Consider the following 17,287-nt stretch of genomic DNA (forward strand, 5'->3'; position numbering starts at 1 on the left):
TTTGTTTTTGAGCTGGCTAACCGCTTTGTACTATGCTGAATTGCTGTCCTATCCACTTTAAATAAGCATGACGGGTGAAGCGATGAATACAAAAGACAACAACTACTGGTTTCCGGCTAAGACCTACGGCTGGGGCTGGGGTATCCCCAATAGCTGGCACGGCTGGATGGTACTGGCGGTCTACCTGCTTGCACTGGTACTTGTTACCGTAGTGGTGCAACCCGTCTATGGTTCGCTGTTTTTTCTGCTTGGCGTTACTGTAGCCAGCCTGATTCTGATCGTCGTGTGCTGGTTGAAAGGTGAACCACCACGCTGGCGCTGGGGTCGCTAAGCAGACGCTGTGCCAGCGTCTGTTCTGACAACGTCTTACAAGCAATGTAATCAAACGAATCTTCGTTTTTACTCTTAGCACATAGCTGCTAATGCGCTTTCCGCACTGAGGAATTTTTCTCTCTGACGGCGGTCTGATGCTATGCTCTGTTCCCTTATTCTTTTTTTACTCGTATCCAGTCATGAACAAAACCCTGCTCATGCTGTTGTGCTCTGCGCTGACTATCCAGACCAGCTATGCAGATGAAACAGCGCCTACCCAGACCGCCAGCAACAAACCAGTATCCATCGCCCGCACAGCGCACAATCCTTTGTTAGCCACCAGTACACTGGCATACGGGTTACCGGCTTTTAATAAAATCCGCAACGAACATTTTGCCCCAGCCTTTGCCACCGCGATCCGCTTACACGAAAAAGAAATCGCAGCGATTGCAAATAACCGCGCCAAACCCAGCTTTGAAAACACCATCGTGGCGCTGGAACGCTCGGGCCAGACCCTGAACCGCGTCAGCACGATTTTCTTCAATCTGACCGCAACGCATACCAATCCAGTGCTGGAAGCCTTGTCCAGCGAGATGGCACCCAAATTATCTGCGCATCAGGATTTGATTTCACTGAATGACAAACTGTTTGCGCGTATTGAGCAAATCGTTAAAGTACGCGATCAGTTAAAGCTGGACGCCGAGTCTTCGCGCTTGCTGGACCGTTACTACACCGATTTTGTAAGGGCTGGTGCCAAACTGGACGCCACGCAAAAAGACAAGCTGAAAGCCCTGAACGCACAACTGGCGACGCTGGGTAATCAGTTCAGCCAGAACGTATTAAAAGAAACCAATTCCTCAGCGCTGGTACTGGAACATAAAGAAGATCTGGCCGGTTTATCCGATGCGGAAATCCAGATTGCTGCCGCTGCCGCCAAGGCCAAGGGCATGGACGGAAAATTCCTGATTCCTTTGATGAACACCACTGGACAACCCGCTATCGCCAGCCTGGAAAAACGTGAAATTCGTCAACGTCTGCATGAAGCCTCCGTCAATCGCGGCAGCCACGGCGGTGAGAATGACAACCGCAAAATCGCCATCGAACTGGCACGTCTGCGTGCCGAACGCGCGCAATTGCTGGGCTATGCACACTATGCCGATTATGGACTGGAAGATGAAACTGCCAAGACCAGCACAGCGGTCAACAAGATGCTGAGCGGCCTGGCACCGGCAGCCGTCGCCAATGCCAAAGCAGAGGCCGCAGAATTGCAGAAGCTGATCGATGCCAAACAAGGTGGCTTTCAGCTGGCTGCCTGGGACTGGGCCTACTACACCGAACAATTGCGTAAAGAAAAATACGCATTTGATGATGGTCAGTTACGTCCTTATTTTGAGCTGAATCAGGTACTGGAAAAAGGCGTGTTCTTTGCTGCGACCAAGCTATATGGCATTACCTTCAAAGAACGTAAGGACTTACCGGTCTACCACCCCAGCGTACGCGTCTATGAAATTTTTGATGCCGATGGTAAGCCGATGGCGCTGTTCCTGGCAGATATGTATGCGCGTGACAGCAAACGCGGCGGTGCCTGGATGAATTCCTATGTTGAGCAGTCTCATTTGTTCGGCAACAAGCCGGTGATCGCAAATCATTTGAATATTCCTCAACCGCCAGCTGGCGAACCGACGCTGCTGACTGTCGATGAAGTCAAAACCGCTTTCCATGAATTCGGTCACGCGCTGCACGGTTTGTTCTCTAACGTGAAGTATCCGCGCTTCTCCGGTACCAATGTGCCACGTGACTTTGTGGAATATCCATCTCAAGTCAATGAGATGTGGGCAACCTGGCCGGAAGTGCTGAAAAATTATGCCAAGCACTACCAGACCGGCGCACCGATTCCGCAGGACTTGCTGGATAAAGTCGCTGCCAGTAAAAAATTCAATCAGGGTTACACCACAACGGAATACATCGCCGCTTCCTTACTGGATCAACGCTGGCATCAACTGACTCCAGCGCAGATCCCTGGCGACGCAATCGCATTTGAGCAGGCTGCCTTAAAAGACATGGGTGTCGATTTCGCCCCGGTACCACCACGTTACCGCACCACGTATTTCTCCCATATTTTTGGCGGTGGGTATTCTGCAGGTTACTACGCCTATCTGTGGAGTGAAGTGCTGGACGCAGATACGGTGGAATGGTTCCATGAGCAGGGTGGTCTGAGCCGTAAAAACGGCGACTGGTTCCGTCGACAATTGCTGTCACGCGGCGGCAGTATCGATCCGATGGAGTCTTTCCGTCAGTTCCGTGGACGCGATCCAAAAATAGAACCGTTGCTGCTACGTCGTGGTTTGAAATAAGGCTTAACCGGGGCAAGCATTTGCCCCCATCAATAAAAAAGAGCGCCGTGGCGCTCTTTTTTTTTACCTGTTGAATTACTTATTCCAGCTTCCAGACAAAATCTACTTTAGCCCAGGCCTGGTCCGCTTTACCATCCTTCGTACCAGGTTTGAATTTGCATTGGGACAAAGCCGTCAACGCTGCTTTATCCAGACTCTTGGAACCACTGGATTTCTCGACTTTGGAGTCAACTACTTTACCATCAGGTCCGACCAGAAAACCCATAGTGACCGTACCGGTTTCCTCGTTGATCAGTGCTGCCTTAGGATATTTCGGCGGTTCGCAAGATTTGCTGTCCATCACAGGTGCAGTGTCTGCTGCCATAACATGGGAAGCTGCCAGCAGTAACATAGCAGGGAGAAGGGAGGAGCGCAGAGATTTCATCATATCGTTTCTTTTCATTTCTGGTAAAAATAAACAGGAATTGTTGTCACTTTCCCGCCAGTGGTGCCAGCGGGTACACAATGAGTTAAAACTCTTCCCAATCATCATCAGCAGCTGCTTTCTTAGACACAGGTTTCGCCGCCGGCAAGGATCTCACCGCAGCCGGTTTTGCTTTAGGTTTTACGCTGACTGGCTCTACACGACGCGCTTGCGGTGTATGGACTGGCGTCGCTGCCTGGTAGGACGAATAACCTTCGTTGGCATCCAGTTTAAATACACTAACCACTTTCGCCAGTTCTGCCGCCTGATCCTGCAGACTCTGGGCTGCCGCCGCTGCCTGTTCGACCAATGCAGCATTTTGCTGGGTGACGCCATCCATCTCGATAATGGCATGGTTAACCTGCTCAATACCCACGCTTTGCTCCTGACTTGCCGCCGTAATTTCGGCAATGATGTCGGTCACATGTTTAACACTGCTGACCACCTGATCTATCGTCACACCGGCTTGTCCTACCAGCTTGGTACCAACTTCAACTTTCTCTACTGAAGTATCGATCAAGGTTTTAATTTCCTTGGCCGCCGCCGCACTACGTTGAGCCAGGTTACGGACTTCAGCTGCCACCACCGCGAAACCACGGCCCTGTTCACCGGCACGCGCTGCTTCTACTGCAGCGTTCAACGCCAGAATATTGGTCTGGAACGCAATACCATCAATCACACTAATGATGTCGACAATTTTCTTGGACGACTCATTGATAGAGCCCATGGTGTCGACCACTTGGGCCACTACCACACCACCCTGACGCGCAACTTCTGATGCCGATGCGGCCAGTTGATTCGCTTCACGTGCATTGTCCGCATTTTGCTTCACGGTCGACGTCAGCTCACGCATGGACGAAGTAGTTTTTTCCAAGGAGCTGGCTTGCTGCTCGGTACGGGAAGACAAATCCAGGTTACCGGTCGCGATTTCGCTGGACGCAGTCGCAATCGTATCGGTACCTGAACGTACCTGGGCCACAATATGCACCAGGCTGTCACGCATTTTTTTCATTTCAACGACCAGGCTGTCGTTGTCGCCTTGGCTGATGTCTATCGGCGCAGTCAGTTCACCCGCTGCGATCTGACCAGCGATCTGCGCTGCATAATCCGGTTCACCGCCGAGTTGTTTGAGCAGGCTGCGGCTGATGAAAATGGCTGCAGCGATACCACCGACCGTCGCCAGTGCGCCCAACAACAACATCCAGCGAGTTGCAGAACTAAATGCTGACTTAGCTTCGTCGGCTACTTCGCCATTGATCTTATCTTCCAAAGTCACCAATTCATCAAGTGAATCTAACCAGGCCTGCTGCACCGGACGTACTTTTTTTATCAGCGAAATCGTCGCAACTTCAGGATTGTTTGCCAGACCCAATTCCTGTGCCTTGGCAGGTAAGGAAGCAGCCGCTGCTTCTTTTTCTTTCAACTTATCGAGCAGTGTTTTTTTCTCTGGCGTAGAACTGCCTTCGGTTTCGATCAACTTGAACAGTTTGTCATTGGCTTCAGCGTATTTCTTCGTTTGTTCTGCGATTTTCGACAGATCTTTTTCCATATCTGCAGCATCGTTTAACAGCGTCAGATTCCGCAAAGACACCATACGATCATAGACTATTGCACGCATGTCCAAGGCAAGACGGGTCTCGACATTGCTGACATTGACGATTTTTTCCAGCCGGCCCTGTATCCTGGACATCTGGGTAATGCCGACAATCGTAACGGCAATAAGAAAAGCTAATACCAGAGCGAAACCTAACCCCAGACGCTTGCTAACGGTCATATTTGAAAAATTCATGTACGTAACTGGTATGAAAAAGTTAAAACAAGAACAAAATCCCGCCATGAAAACTGCAACAATACACAGCAGGACCAGGAAGCAAAACCACTGATTTTTTTCGTCCACACTGGCAAAGACCACTGCAAACTTCCGACAAAAAAAGATTATTCAGGGAATCTGTAACAAATATACTTTAATTTTGCCACTGGGCAATCGCTTTTTTGGAGTTTTATCAAAGTAAAGCAGCGCTTTTTGTGTACCTCCGACAAGACCAAATCCAAATTTAAGCAGCCAAGGCATTTGCACTATTTTTGTGCAAATGATTTATATGCTGCCATCCGCAAAAAGCCTGAATTTTCTTTGCTTTAGGCACAGCTTAGATGGCAAATGAGCTGTAAGCATTTGGCTTCTGATAACGCGCATCATTTAATTGATATGAATCGGGGTTAGCGAAAATGCTAACCTGTACTTCATATAAAAAGTCTGACGCTCAGCAGCACTTTCACAACAATTTCCCATGGAGACAGCATGTCTGTGCCGATTCGTTATCTGTTTCAACAACAAGTCCGTGAAGTGACGCAGGTATCACCAACCCGCACTCTGTTACAACACCTGCGCGAAGATCTGCATTGCACAGGAACAAAAGAAGGATGCGCGGAAGGCGATTGTGGTGCCTGCACCGTTGTAGTAGGAGAATTGCTAGACGGCAAGGTTGAAATGAAGTCTGTTAACGCTTGTTTACAATTGCTGCCCGCTATCGATGGCAAAGCTGTGTTCACGGTCGAGGACATACAACAGGCTCAGCAACTGCACCCGGTACAGCAGGCGCTGGTGGAATGCCATGGTTCACAATGCGGATTTTGTACACCTGGCTTTGTGATGTCCTTATGGGATTTGTATCTGCAACGCGAAGACAACCAGACGCCGCTGAAGCGCAACACCATCAATATCGCGCTGTCTGGCAATTTATGCCGTTGCACTGGCTACCGGCCCATCATCGACGCGGCCTACAGGATGGAACAGCTGCCGCGCGTCAAATTCAATAGCCAGGCACTGGCACAGCAACTGGGCCTGCTAAAACGCGAACAAAGTCTGTGCGTAGAACATGAGGGCCAGCGTTTTGATGCCCCCCAGAGCTTGCAAGAATTACTGGAATTAAGAGCAGCCCATCCTGACGCGGTGCTGCTTGCTGGCGGCACTGATATCGGTTTGTGGGTGACTAAGCAATTCCGCGCTTTACCGCATCTGATCTCGCTGGGAAAAGTGAAGGAGTTGCAGTGCATCCGTGAGCAAGGCGACATGTTGAACATCGGTGCCGGTGTGACGCTGGATCAGGCTTATCAACGCCTGTGCACGTATTACCCCGATGAACTGGGTGAACTGGCGCAGCGCTTTGCTTCGCTGCCGATACGGCATGCCGGTACGCTGGGCGGCAATGTGGCGAATGGCTCGCCGATAGGCGATTCCATGCCTTGGCTGATTGCATTGGGCGCACAGATCGTTTTGAGCAGCTTGTCTGGACAGCGCCAACTGGCATTGGAAGACTTTTATCTGGCTTATCAGAAAAAAGATTTGCGCGCCGATGAGATCGTCAGTGCGATCCTGGTTCCGCTACCAGAAAGACCAGGCAAATCGCCAAGATTTTTCCGTACCTATAAACTGGCTAAGCGCCATGATCAGGACATCTCTGCGGTGTGTGCCGCATTTTCTGCACGCTTAGTGGACAACAAACTACAACAAGTCCGCATCGCCTACGGTGGCATGGCTGCTACACCTCAACGCGCAACGCAGGCAGAACAGGCGCTGGAAGGCCAGCCCTGGGATGAAGCCCACCTGCAGGCTGCCATGGCGGCGCTGGCGAACGACTATCAGCCTTTGTCAGACATGCGTGCGAGCGCTGAATACCGCTTGCTGAGTGCACAGAATCTGCTGAAACGCTTTTGGCTGGAAACCCACGCCGGACCAGCGTCACCGGCTTCTCCTACGAATGTTTTTTCGGTCGCTGACCAGACGGAGCAAGTATGACATCCAGCGAGATCAATTGGGCTGAAGTAGGCGTCTCTCATCCACATGAATCGGCGCGTCTGCATGTATGTGGGCAAGCCAGCTATACCGATGACATACCGGAATTACACGGCACCCTGCATGCGGCACTGGGTTTGTCCCCGTATGCGCATGCCAGACTGCTGGAGCTGAATCTGGAGGCGGTACGTGCTGCGCCCGGTGTGGTAGCGGTATTCACCGCCACTGACTTCCCTGGAGATAACCAGTGTGGCCCCATTCTGAAAGACGACCCGATTCTGGCAAAGGATGTGGTCGAATATCTGGGGCAGCCAGTATTTGTCGTGGTTGCCAATAGCCATGAGCAGGCACGTCGCGCCGCGCGTTTAGCCCAATTCAACGTAGAAGTGCTGCCTGTGGTACTCGATCCGCGCGCAGCACATGCAGCTGGCAGCTATGTGTTACCGCCTATGGCTTTGCAGCGCGGTGATGCAGAACAGGCACTCATGCAAGCTAAGCATCGCATACAGGGGCAATGGCAGGTCGGCGGTCAGGAACAATTTTACCTGGAAGGACAAATTGCCTACGCCATTCCTAAAGAAGCGCAGGGTATGCACGTCTACTGCTCCACCCAGCATCCGAGTGAAATGCAACATGTCGTCGCGCATGCACTGCATATTCCTTCACATAGTGTGCAGGTGGAATGCCGTCGCATGGGTGGTGGCTTTGGCGGCAAAGAATCCCAGTCAGCCTTGTGGGCAGGTGCAGCTGCACTGAGCGCCTGGCTGCTGCAACGTCCGGTCAAGCTACGCGCCGACCGTGATGACGACATGCTGGTCACGGGTAAGCGGCATGAATTCCACTACGACTATGAAGCTGGATTCGACGACAACGGACGCTTAACAGGAATCAGTGTTTCCATGATTTCACGAGCCGGCTTTTCAGCCGACTTGTCGGGTCCGGTAGCGACACGTGCGGTCTGTCATCTGGATAATGCTTATTATTTATCCGATGTCGATATCCGCGCCATGTGCGCGAAAACCAATACCCAGTCAAATACTGCCTTCCGCGGTTTTGGCGGGCCGCAAGGCGCGATCCTGATTGAATACATCATGGATGATATCGCGCGCTATCTGGGCAAAGATGCGCTGGAAGTCAGGCGTCAGAATTTCTACGACCGTCCCGACAGTGGCGAACGAAATATCACGCATTATGGCCAGACCGTGGCTGATAATGTGATCCACGAATTAGTCGCAGAATTAGAACTTAGCAGTGAATACCAACAGCGCCGCCGCTTGATTGCGGCATTCAATGCCAGCAGCCCGATTTTGAAAAAAGGACTGGCGCTGACGCCGCATAAATTTGGTATCGCATTTAATGTCACGCATCTGAATCAGGCTGGGGCGCTGGTTCACGTGTATCTGGATGGCTCGGTACTGGTGAATCATGGCGGAACAGAAATGGGACAAGGCGTCAACACCAAGGTGGCACAAGTAGTCGCGCATGAGCTGGGCATCCCGCTGGCACAGGTGCGCGTGAGTGCCACCGATACCACTAAGATTGCCAACACCTCCGCCACCGCAGCCTCTACCGGCGCGGATCTGAACGGCAAGGCAGCCCAGCACGCAGCCAGCCAGATCCGTGAGCGGCTAGCCGCATTCGCCGCTGGTTTATCCGGCTTGAGTGCAGAACATGCACAGTTTGCAGCAGGCCAGGTGACGATAGATCACTGGCGCATGGCGTTCAGCGATCTGGTACAAAAAGCCTATCTGGCGCGGGTACAGCTATGGTCTGACGGCTTTTATGCAACACCGGGCTTACACTGGGATGGCAAGGCCATGAAAGGCAGCCCCTTCCAATATTTCGCCTACGGTGCAGCCGTCTCCGAGGTGCTGGTCGATACGCTGACCGGAGAATGGAAACTGTTACGTGCCGATGCTTTATATGATGCGGGTCACTCACTGAATCCGGCGCTGGATATCGGCCAAGTAGAAGGTGCCTTCATACAAGGCATGGGCTGGCTGACCAGCGAAGAACTGGTATGGAATGCACAGGGCAAGCTGACTACGCATGCACCTTCTACCTATAAAATTCCAGCGATTTCAGATTGCCCTGAAGATTTCCGCATAAAATTATTTAACCAAGCTAATCCTGCCGATAGCATCCATCGTTCCAAAGCGGTCGGTGAACCGCCATTATTGCTGGCGTTTTCCGTCTTCTTTGCACTACGCGATGCGATCGCCAGCCTGAATCCGGATGCGAAAATCAGCATCCCGCTAACGGCCCCCGCCACGCCGGAGGCGATACTGCGCGCAGCGCAGGCCATCAACCCACAGAAATCATCATGACAACCACACTCGCCTTGCGCGCCAGTATCCTGCACTTTAGCGCCAACCCTCAGTATCACCCGGATGCCTTACATTGGCACACGGATGGCCTGCTGTTGGTCAACGAAGGAAAAATCGTCGCAGCGGGTGACTATACGCAGCTGCAAGCACAGATACCCGCAGGTGTTGAAGTTCAGCATCTGCCTGACCGCATTATCATGCCAGGCTTTATCGACAGTCATGTGCACTATCCGCAAACAGATATGATTGCCTCACCGGCACCGGGCTTATTGCCATGGCTGGAACAATATACCTTTCCAACTGAGCGGCAATTTGAGGATGGTGAACATGCCAGCGAAGTGGCGCGCTTTTTCCTGGATCAGCTCAGCGCCTGTGGCACCACGACAGCCATGGTGTACAGCACCGTGCATCAGGAATCGGTAGATGCGTTTTTCACCGAAAGTGCCGCACGCAATATGCGTATGGTCACTGGTAAAGTCCTGATGGACAGACATTGCCCGGAATTTTTACGCGATACCGCCGAAAGTGGCGCACAGGATACGGAAACGCTGATACAACGCTGGCATGGCAATGGCCGCCAGCTGTACGCGATTACACCACGCTTTGCACCAACCTCTACCACACAGCAACTCGGATTAGCCGGGGAGTTGGCTCAACAATACCACGATACTTTCATCCAGACCCACGTCGCTGAAAACAAAGAGGAATGTGCCTGGGCCAGATCACTGTTTCCCAATGCGCGCAGCTATCTGGATATCTATGATCAGTTCGGTCTGATGCGCGAACGTGCCATGTATGCGCATTGCATCTGGCTCGATGATACCGACCGTGCACGGTTGGCAGAGACCGGCTCTGCCATTTCCTTATGCCCGACCTCGAATCTGTTCCTGGGTAGCGGCTTATTTGATTTTGATGCAGCCGATGCAGCCAAGGTCCAGCTCTCGGTCGCGACCGACGTCGGTGGTGGTACTTCGTTTTCTATGCTGCAAACCATGAATGAATTGTATAAAGTCGCGCGTATGGGCGGGCGCTATCTGCCAGCGAGCCAGATGTTTTATCTGGCGACTTTAGGTGGTGCAAAAGCGATGCAACTCGATCACCTGATCGGCAATTTTTCAGTGGGCAAAGAAGCCGATTTCATCGTGCTGAATCCGAAGGCGACTCCGCTGCTGGCACGCCGCAGCGCACATCTGAACTCGCTCGAAGAACAATTGTTTGTGCTGGCGATGCTGGGGGATGATCGTGTTGTGGAAAGGACTTATATTGCAGGTGAGCTTAGGTCGCCACTATAAATTTAACGACTTGCTTCACTTCTTCATTGCAAGCTTATTGATTTCAAATCGATACAACATCTTCGTCTAGAACTACGTCAATTCGAGATCCGTACTCAGTTTGCTGCGAAAGTACAAACCGTTGTATCAGTGTGGCGTGGCAGGAAGACATACGGGGTAAACCGTACATATGGCGGAATTAGAACGCGTTGAATCTACACATCTCAACATCAAGTCAAACTTATTTATCTGCACGTCGCAATGATGAATTCATTACGACGTGCAAACCTTGCTATATGTCGTTATTTAAATTTATACGACGCAGTTAAATAAACGAAACGGCCACGTGGATCATATTGATAAATATCGTAGCCACTTTGGAACTGATTGCTTGCAGGAATAAATACGTCTGGTTGCTTGTTAAACAGATTTTTAACACCAACTGCGAGTGTAGTGTTTTTGACACCTGTGTACGTCACGTTCAGATCATATACTTGCGAAGAACCGATAAAGTTAGGCTTATCTTGCGTCGTGTTTTTAGTACGATAGCCAGACGAGAAATTTTGAATAAATGTCGTCGCCCAAGCTTCATGTGTCCACGTAACAGCAGCTTGATGCTTCCAACGCAAGATCACACCGCCGTTGTTCGCACCAATGACTGGGGTAGCTGTGCCATCAATGTCATTGACCAAAGTACCTACTTTACCGAACAACTGACCACCTGGTGAAGTCTGGTCAAATTTGTTCATATAAGTGCCGCTGAAACTCAAATTCAAACCACCGAATGCGAATTTGTCTTTCCAGTTTGCAGCGATGTCCAAACCTTGCACGTCAGCCGTACCAGCATTCGCTGTGATTGCGTTAATTCGAGTGATGTTATTCGTTGCATCCACAATCACCGAACGCGCATAAGTCGGGTCACCGCGACGGAAACCATCAACTATTTCTTGCTCAGATGGCGTAGAGATATAGTCGCTGATTCTGATACGGAACCAGTCGAAACTGAAACTCAGGTTGTTCGTCGGCTGCAATACGATGCCCAAAGAGAACTGTTTTGATTTCTCAGGCTTCAGATCAGGGTTACCACCCGATTTTTGATTAACCTGGATTCCATACTGATTTGTTGTAGGATCATCAAATTGGCTGGAAGTGCCAAGCGTTTGTGGATACCACAAGTCAACCAAAGTTGGCGCGCGGAATCCAGTACCGTAAGATGTACGCAGCAAAACGGACTTAATCGGTTGATAACGCAGATTTGCTTTGTAATTGGTTGTGTTACCTACATCGTCGTAGCGATCGTTACGTACCGACAGGTTGCCATCCAGATTTTTAAGAATTGGGACGTTCAATTCGCCAAAGACGGACTTAATGGTACGGCTTTTATCCAACGGGACTATCGTTCCACCCAAACCTGCAACGTCACCATCGATATATACTTGGCTAGGATTCAAAGCATAGTTCTGCTTCGATAGTTGTCCGCCAGCTGCATATTGAACTGCAGAATCACCCAACTTAAACAAATCACCAGAAATTCGTCCATCGAAAGTATCCAGTTTCGATGTTGCAGACAAGTAATCACCAGCGAACGCTGCTGCTTTGATCTTTGCTGTCAGTGCAGGGTTTTGTACGCCACCCGGTGCCCAAGGATTCCAGCCACTATTTTGGTCGTTAATCGCTTGCGCGTATGCAACTTGTGAGAAATAGCCACTAGTGACGCTGCTGGTTAATTTAGACTGATTTTTTGAGTAAGCAACTTCATAATCCTGATTTGCAACAGTACCTTTTGCGCCAATAGTCGTACGATATTGGGTCGCAGTATCAAGACCAGAGCGCTGGCCAAAATCTTTGACGCGAGCGGTAATTGCCAGAGGTTGACCAATAAATTTCGATTGGCCAATTGAATTCAGATAGGGTACAGCAATCGATTGATACACTGGATTATTTGGATAAAGCAGCAGTGCACGTTCCACTTTTTTTGAATCAAACAAAGCATCCGTATCAAAGAAGTCACTGCGTGCTGGCGACGCCTGGAATGTTTGTGTCACTTTACTTTGGGAATACAAAGCGTCGGCAAACAGTTCGACGCTGTCATTCACACGATAGTTCAAGTTGCCTGTGAAGTTAATGAGTTCACGATCTGGTGTCAGACCAACATCAGGGCCGCTATCGTAAGCGCAATATTTCTGTTTCTTTGCTGACACGCCCGGATACAAGACCATACCGATGGAGTCACACTGACCTGAAGCTGCGAGCGGATTACCATAAGCACTGCCACCAGTTGCCTGGTCATCGCCACCGCCCAGCGTCCATGGCCCTTGAATATTACCTTGACCAGTCGCACCAGCGCCGTAATACGGGAAGTTGTTGGCAGACTTCGCATAGGAGCGATCTTTACCGAACAATGCTTTTTCTTTTTCATACGAAGCGGATACAACACCGCTGATTCCGCTATCGCTACCAAAACCAGCTACGATAGAGGCACGACCATTTTGACCACCACCGCTCTCAGCTGGGGAACCGTATGTACCGCTGAGCTCAATGCCGTTATATTTCTTGGCCAAAATAAAGTTGACCACACCTGCCATCGCATCACTACCATAAATGCCGGAAGCGCCGTCTTTCAGAACTTCGACACGCTCAATCGCAGACAACGGGATAACGTTAACGTTAACGACAGTACCACCACCACTAGCGAATGGAGCCAAACGACGTCCGTTCACCAAAACCAAAGTGCGTGAATCACCGATACCGCGCAGAGAGATTGAAGACAAACCACCCGTAGAAGAACCAGCACCTGCAGCGTTCGAGGTACTACCCGATGATGCAATTGCTGTAATTGTTGAAAGCAATTCTTGTGTACTTGTGACACCGCTTTTTGCAATTTCAGCTTTGCTAACGACTTGTACTGGCAAAGCTGTTTCAGCGTCTACCCGTTTCAGCGACGAACCTGTCACTTCAACACGCTGAACAGCATCGTCAGCGTAGGCTGCCTGAGTCATCATGCCCGCACTTATCACCAAACCGCTTGCACAAATTACCCTGACTGCACGGGATATTTTTTTCTCAACTAACATGGGATTCCTCCATTTAGACACTTACAAAGTTTGGATCACCAATCAAAATGACTGATGATCAAATGTTCTTTTGTTATGGCTCTGAGTTTTGTCTTGATTAGCTAACAAAACTAAATTCAATTCTCATAAACAATGTTTCATATTGTCATGATAAAAAAATCAGAGTCGCAATAAGAACATTTCGCATTAGTTAGTGTCAATGCCACAGAAAAATATTTTTCGCAAAAATACAACAACGCGAATTCAAGTTTTTCGCTTAATTTTTAACAAAAACTTACTTAATATTGAGATTTTCTTTTTTTTTACGATAAAAAACAAAAAAACTCTTGTTTGCAGAATTTAATTTTAATGAGAGTCTTATTTCGATTTTTCTTATTTATAAAAATTTCTGCTACCCAAGCTACCCAAGCTTGTCAGTCAAAAAAAAATCCTGCCAGTTACCTGGCAGGATTTCAAAAGTCTGAATGTTGAAATAAAAACTAGTACTGACTATCAGAATTTATAGTTATATTCTGCACTCAGTTTGGCACTACGTGGTGCAGTAGTACTCAACCATACAGCATATGTATTACGCAGTGCATTGCGGTTGTTGTAACGCTCTTCGACGGCTTGTATCGTCTGTGCATTGAACACGTTGAATACATCCAGTTTCAAAGACAGTCCTTTGAACGCTTGTGGTTTATACACTACGTTCAGATCCAAACGGCGATCCCATTCCAAATTGCCGGCAGTACCACGTGGCGATGGCACATTTTGGGCTGAAGTTGTACCAAAGCAGTTATGAGAGGCCGAATTGTAGTTAGGAGAATCACCTGGGTTAGGATCTGTTCCTAAGCAAGAACGTGGACGTCCGGAAGCTAACAGCAAGTTACCGCCAACTGTGATTTCTTTAGTCAGGTCAAAGAAGCCATAAGCCTTGATCTGGTGTGTACGGTTGTTTGGCAACAATCCGTTCGCACCGACCATCAACTCTTTGTAATCCCAAGTTTGTGTAGCAGCTACGTCAGTTTGTGCCACATCCGATAAGGTCTGGCCTTCGGTATTACCTGTACTACGGGACCACGTATAAGCAATCTTACCGTACCAACCGTTACGATATGGATGCTCGACGAATAAGTCCAGAGCAGTATATTTACGTTCAACTTTTGGCAGACCTGTTTCAGCGGCAGTCAGGTGAACAGCTGTATATTGCTTCTTGCCGTTACCAGTAAAGTCCAGTAACAAATCAACATCTTCGCCTGGATTGATATTAGAGCAGTTGAAACCGCCCCAATTGCTCAGATCAACCTTATTACGATCTGCCCATGCACGGATAGGACGATCATCGCACCAGTCATCGATAGTCGACTTCAGAGTTCTGAACGTTACTTTCGCGCCGTAGTTCAGGTTTGGTGAAAACGCTTGTTCAAAGCCCAGCGTCAATTCATCCTGGTAAGTTGGTTTCAAATTGGTTGCAGAAACAGACTTGTAGTCTTTTTCCTGACCAAATTCATTATTACCAGAAGCAGGACCACCTAACTGTACTAAACCACTCGGAGTACCATCTGGATTCACGCCAGTGTAGGAATAGAAAGTGTCAGTATAAGTAGAGCGGCTTGCACCACGAACTGCAAGGTGAGTCGGGATTTGCAAGTGATAGCGACCTAAACTACCAAACACCTTAGTGGAAGAATCACCGTTGACGTCCCACACTGCTGCCAGACGAGGCGCAATCTGATTTTTTTGCTCGATATACTTGTTCTTATCTCCGTTTGCATTAGAGAAAGATTCACGGCGCAAACCAGCTGTGATCAACAAATTCTTTGTTGCCTGGTACTGATCTTCAATGTATTGCGCGTCAGTATCAGAGTAAGCATTAGTTACAGTCGTGAACAATGTTTTATCCACGTAGTAACCTTGCGCTGCCAATGGTCCATATTTTGGATCCGTGAACGCAGGCAATACAACTGTGTTACCTGCTGCATCAGCACCACCAGGAGTGATGGGTTTTCCTGGTGTTGGATTTTTCAGGTATGTCCAGGTACCACCACCAGATGAACGTTCACCGGCATTGATAGAGCTCAGTTTGTTGTTGTCCAAACCAGCACGGATTTTGTGTGCACCCAGTTTATATTCAATATCGAGACGGAATGATTTGATCTGGTCTTCAGAGCCGTTATCCAACACATTGCCGGAGACTGGTTGTGGATTGTTGTACACAAATCCTGGAGCTTGGTTCACAGTATCAGCAACGATCAGGTACTGGCTTTGATTAGAGCCGCCAAACGAGTTGATATGTTTGCTCTTACTTTGTCCATACAAAGTTGAAACAACCAGATCGTTGGTGATGTTACCCGTATATTTCAAAATCTGGGTTTCGCCACCGTTTTCGCCCACATTTTCGTAGTGTTCAGTCGACGTTACACCCGTTGGCAAACGCGACTTTGTGTTGTAGTCGAAGCCAGAATAACTATTGTCGCGTTTAGGCAAATCGCCCATCAAGGTCAATTCCAAGCGATGATCATCCGTGATATTCCAATCAAGTTTCCCTAAATATCTGGTTAACTTCGCTTCCTGTGACAGCCAGCCTGTAGTGTTGTTATTTGAGCTGGTGCGGATGTTGGAAGCGTTTGTTCCCTCACTGTTGGTTTTTTGACCTTCAAACGCTGCAAACATAAACAACTTGTCCTGAATGATAGGACCGCCTACATAAGCTGAGTATGTCGTGTTTTCGAGCGTATTAGCTTGACGATAGCGACGCAAAGTGCCGTCTGTAGAAGCAAACGCACCTGTTCTAGGGAAGTAAATATCAATCTGGTCGGCACGTAATGCTTTAGGACTGTAAGTGACTAAGCCACCCGCTTCCCAATTATTTGTACCGCTTTTAGTCGTGATATTAACAATACCACCAACAGAGCGGCCAAACTCTGCACCAAAACCACCAGTCAAAACCTGTGCCTGTGAAATAGCACCGAATGGTAACTCAGCCGCACCCAGCTGGGTCAGGGGGTTAGTAACCGGGAAACCATTGATGTAGTATGCATTTTCAGATGCACCACCACCACCGATACTCGCACCACCCGCATAGCGAGGATCCGCGCGTGTCGTGTTTGGTGCCAGCTGGATAATAGCGTCAACGTTGCGTCCCATCGGCAGCTTGTCAAGTTCCTTCGCGGTAAACGTTACGCCGTTTGTCGCATTAGAAACGTCGATTTTAGTGCGGCGAGCAGATACTTCCACTGACTGCACACCTGTACTCGCGACAGTAAACTCCGCTTCCACACCTTGGCCGGACAACACAGAAACTGTAGTTGTTTTAACCACACTACCATCTTTCAACAAGCTGACCTGATATGGTCCGCTTGGCAAGGCTGTTGCTTGAAAAACACCTGACGCATCAACATTAACGGTGCGTGTCAGATTTGTTTCAGTGTTTTTAAGAACAACCGTCGTAGCTGTTCCAGGTGCGACTTTACCGTAGACGGTACCGGCCGTATTCGACTGCGCCATGACCTCTGGTGTGTAGCCAAATGAAGCAACACCAGCTCCAAAGGCCAGCATTAATGCACGTGCCACCAGTGTTTTCTTAAACACAAGATTTTTCTTTGACATATGATTTCCTAAGTATCCAATTCAACAAAATGCAACATCGAAACAAGTAAAACTAGTTCTATGCAGCTTGTTTAGTTGCTTGCTCTGCATGCCCCGATTAAT

At 49.2% G+C, this 17,287-nt stretch carries 9 protein-coding genes; 5 read left to right on the forward strand and 4 right to left on the reverse strand.

Annotation, left to right across the window (positions count from 1 at the left end):
* Window positions 1–82: 82 nt before the first annotated feature.
* Window positions 83–331 carry a hypothetical protein gene (locus tag H8K47_RS00890; RefSeq protein ID WP_186879540.1) on the forward strand — a complete coding sequence of 83 codons (249 nt, stop codon included), beginning with the start codon at window positions 83–85 and terminating at the stop codon, window positions 329–331.
* A gap of 181 nt (window positions 332–512) precedes the next feature.
* Window positions 513–2,666: a M3 family metallopeptidase gene (locus tag H8K47_RS00895; protein WP_186879541.1), complete on the forward strand. Its 2,154-nt coding sequence runs from the start codon at window positions 513–515 to the stop codon at window positions 2,664–2,666.
* A 79-nt stretch (window positions 2,667–2,745) separates the two neighbouring features.
* Here the strand turns inward: H8K47_RS00895 and H8K47_RS00900 are convergent, their stop codons facing one another.
* Together H8K47_RS00900 and H8K47_RS00905 are read right to left on the reverse strand one after the other, a co-directional pair.
* Entirely contained in the window at window positions 2,746–3,090 is a 345-nt protein-coding gene (locus H8K47_RS00900) for an energy transducer TonB (protein WP_186879680.1), read from the reverse strand.
* 85 nt (window positions 3,091–3,175) lie between these two features.
* Complete coding sequence (locus tag H8K47_RS00905) at window positions 3,176–4,903, reverse strand: methyl-accepting chemotaxis protein (protein WP_186879542.1); 1,728 nt, start codon at window positions 4,901–4,903, stop codon at window positions 3,176–3,178.
* A gap of 525 nt (window positions 4,904–5,428) precedes the next feature.
* Between H8K47_RS00905 and xdhA the strand changes: the two genes are divergently transcribed.
* The 3 genes from xdhA to guaD are packed head-to-tail and all read left to right on the forward strand — an operon-like array spanning window position 5,429 to window position 10,541.
* Complete coding sequence (gene xdhA / locus H8K47_RS00910; RefSeq protein WP_186879543.1) at window positions 5,429–6,925, forward strand: xanthine dehydrogenase small subunit; 1,497 nt, start codon at window positions 5,429–5,431, stop codon at window positions 6,923–6,925.
* Window positions 6,922–9,249, forward strand: a complete 2,328-nt coding sequence (gene xdhB, locus H8K47_RS00915; RefSeq protein ID WP_186879544.1) for a xanthine dehydrogenase molybdopterin binding subunit — start codon at window positions 6,922–6,924, stop codon at window positions 9,247–9,249. Before xdhA ends, xdhB begins: the two co-directional genes overlap by 4 nt.
* Window positions 9,246–10,541, forward strand: coding sequence for a guanine deaminase (guaD, locus tag H8K47_RS00920; RefSeq protein ID WP_186879545.1), 1,296 nt, complete (start codon window positions 9,246–9,248; stop codon window positions 10,539–10,541). The genes xdhB and guaD overlap by 4 nt, the downstream gene beginning before the upstream one ends.
* A gap of 281 nt (window positions 10,542–10,822) precedes the next feature.
* On the opposite strand, the gene H8K47_RS00925 is transcribed toward guaD, so the two are convergent.
* Together H8K47_RS00925 and H8K47_RS00930 are read right to left on the reverse strand one after the other, a co-directional pair.
* Window positions 10,823–13,594 carry a TonB-dependent receptor gene (locus H8K47_RS00925; RefSeq protein ID WP_186879546.1) on the reverse strand — a complete coding sequence of 924 codons (2,772 nt, stop codon included), beginning with the start codon at window positions 13,592–13,594 and terminating at the stop codon, window positions 10,823–10,825.
* A 492-nt stretch (window positions 13,595–14,086) separates the two neighbouring features.
* Window positions 14,087–17,185 carry a TonB-dependent receptor gene (locus H8K47_RS00930; protein ID WP_222612703.1) on the reverse strand — a complete coding sequence of 1,033 codons (3,099 nt, stop codon included), beginning with the start codon at window positions 17,183–17,185 and terminating at the stop codon, window positions 14,087–14,089.
* Window positions 17,186–17,287: the final 102 nt, after the last annotated feature.

The organism is Cognatundibacterium rugosum (genome assembly GCF_014284365.1).
Taxonomy (GTDB): Bacteria; Pseudomonadota; Gammaproteobacteria; order Burkholderiales; family Burkholderiaceae_D; genus Undibacterium; species Undibacterium rugosum.

Coding starts and splice junctions, on each gene's coding strand:
- H8K47_RS00890 (WP_186879540.1), top strand. CDS start 83: ATGAATACAAAAGACAACAACTACTGGTTTCCGGCTAAGACCTACGGC.
- H8K47_RS00895 (WP_186879541.1), top strand. CDS start 513: ATGAACAAAACCCTGCTCATGCTGTTGTGCTCTGCGCTGACTATCCAG.
- H8K47_RS00900 (WP_186879680.1), bottom strand. CDS start 3,090: ATGAAATCTCTGCGCTCCTCCCTTCTCCCTGCTATGTTACTGCTGGCA.
- H8K47_RS00905 (WP_186879542.1), bottom strand. CDS start 4,903: ATGACCGTTAGCAAGCGTCTGGGGTTAGGTTTCGCTCTGGTATTAGCT.
- xdhA (WP_186879543.1), top strand. CDS start 5,429: ATGTCTGTGCCGATTCGTTATCTGTTTCAACAACAAGTCCGTGAAGTG.
- xdhB (WP_186879544.1), top strand. CDS start 6,922: ATGACATCCAGCGAGATCAATTGGGCTGAAGTAGGCGTCTCTCATCCA.
- guaD (WP_186879545.1), top strand. CDS start 9,246: ATGACAACCACACTCGCCTTGCGCGCCAGTATCCTGCACTTTAGCGCC.
- H8K47_RS00925 (WP_186879546.1), bottom strand. CDS start 13,594: ATGTTAGTTGAGAAAAAAATATCCCGTGCAGTCAGGGTAATTTGTGCA.
- H8K47_RS00930 (WP_222612703.1), bottom strand. CDS start 17,185: ATGTCAAAGAAAAATCTTGTGTTTAAGAAAACACTGGTGGCACGTGCA.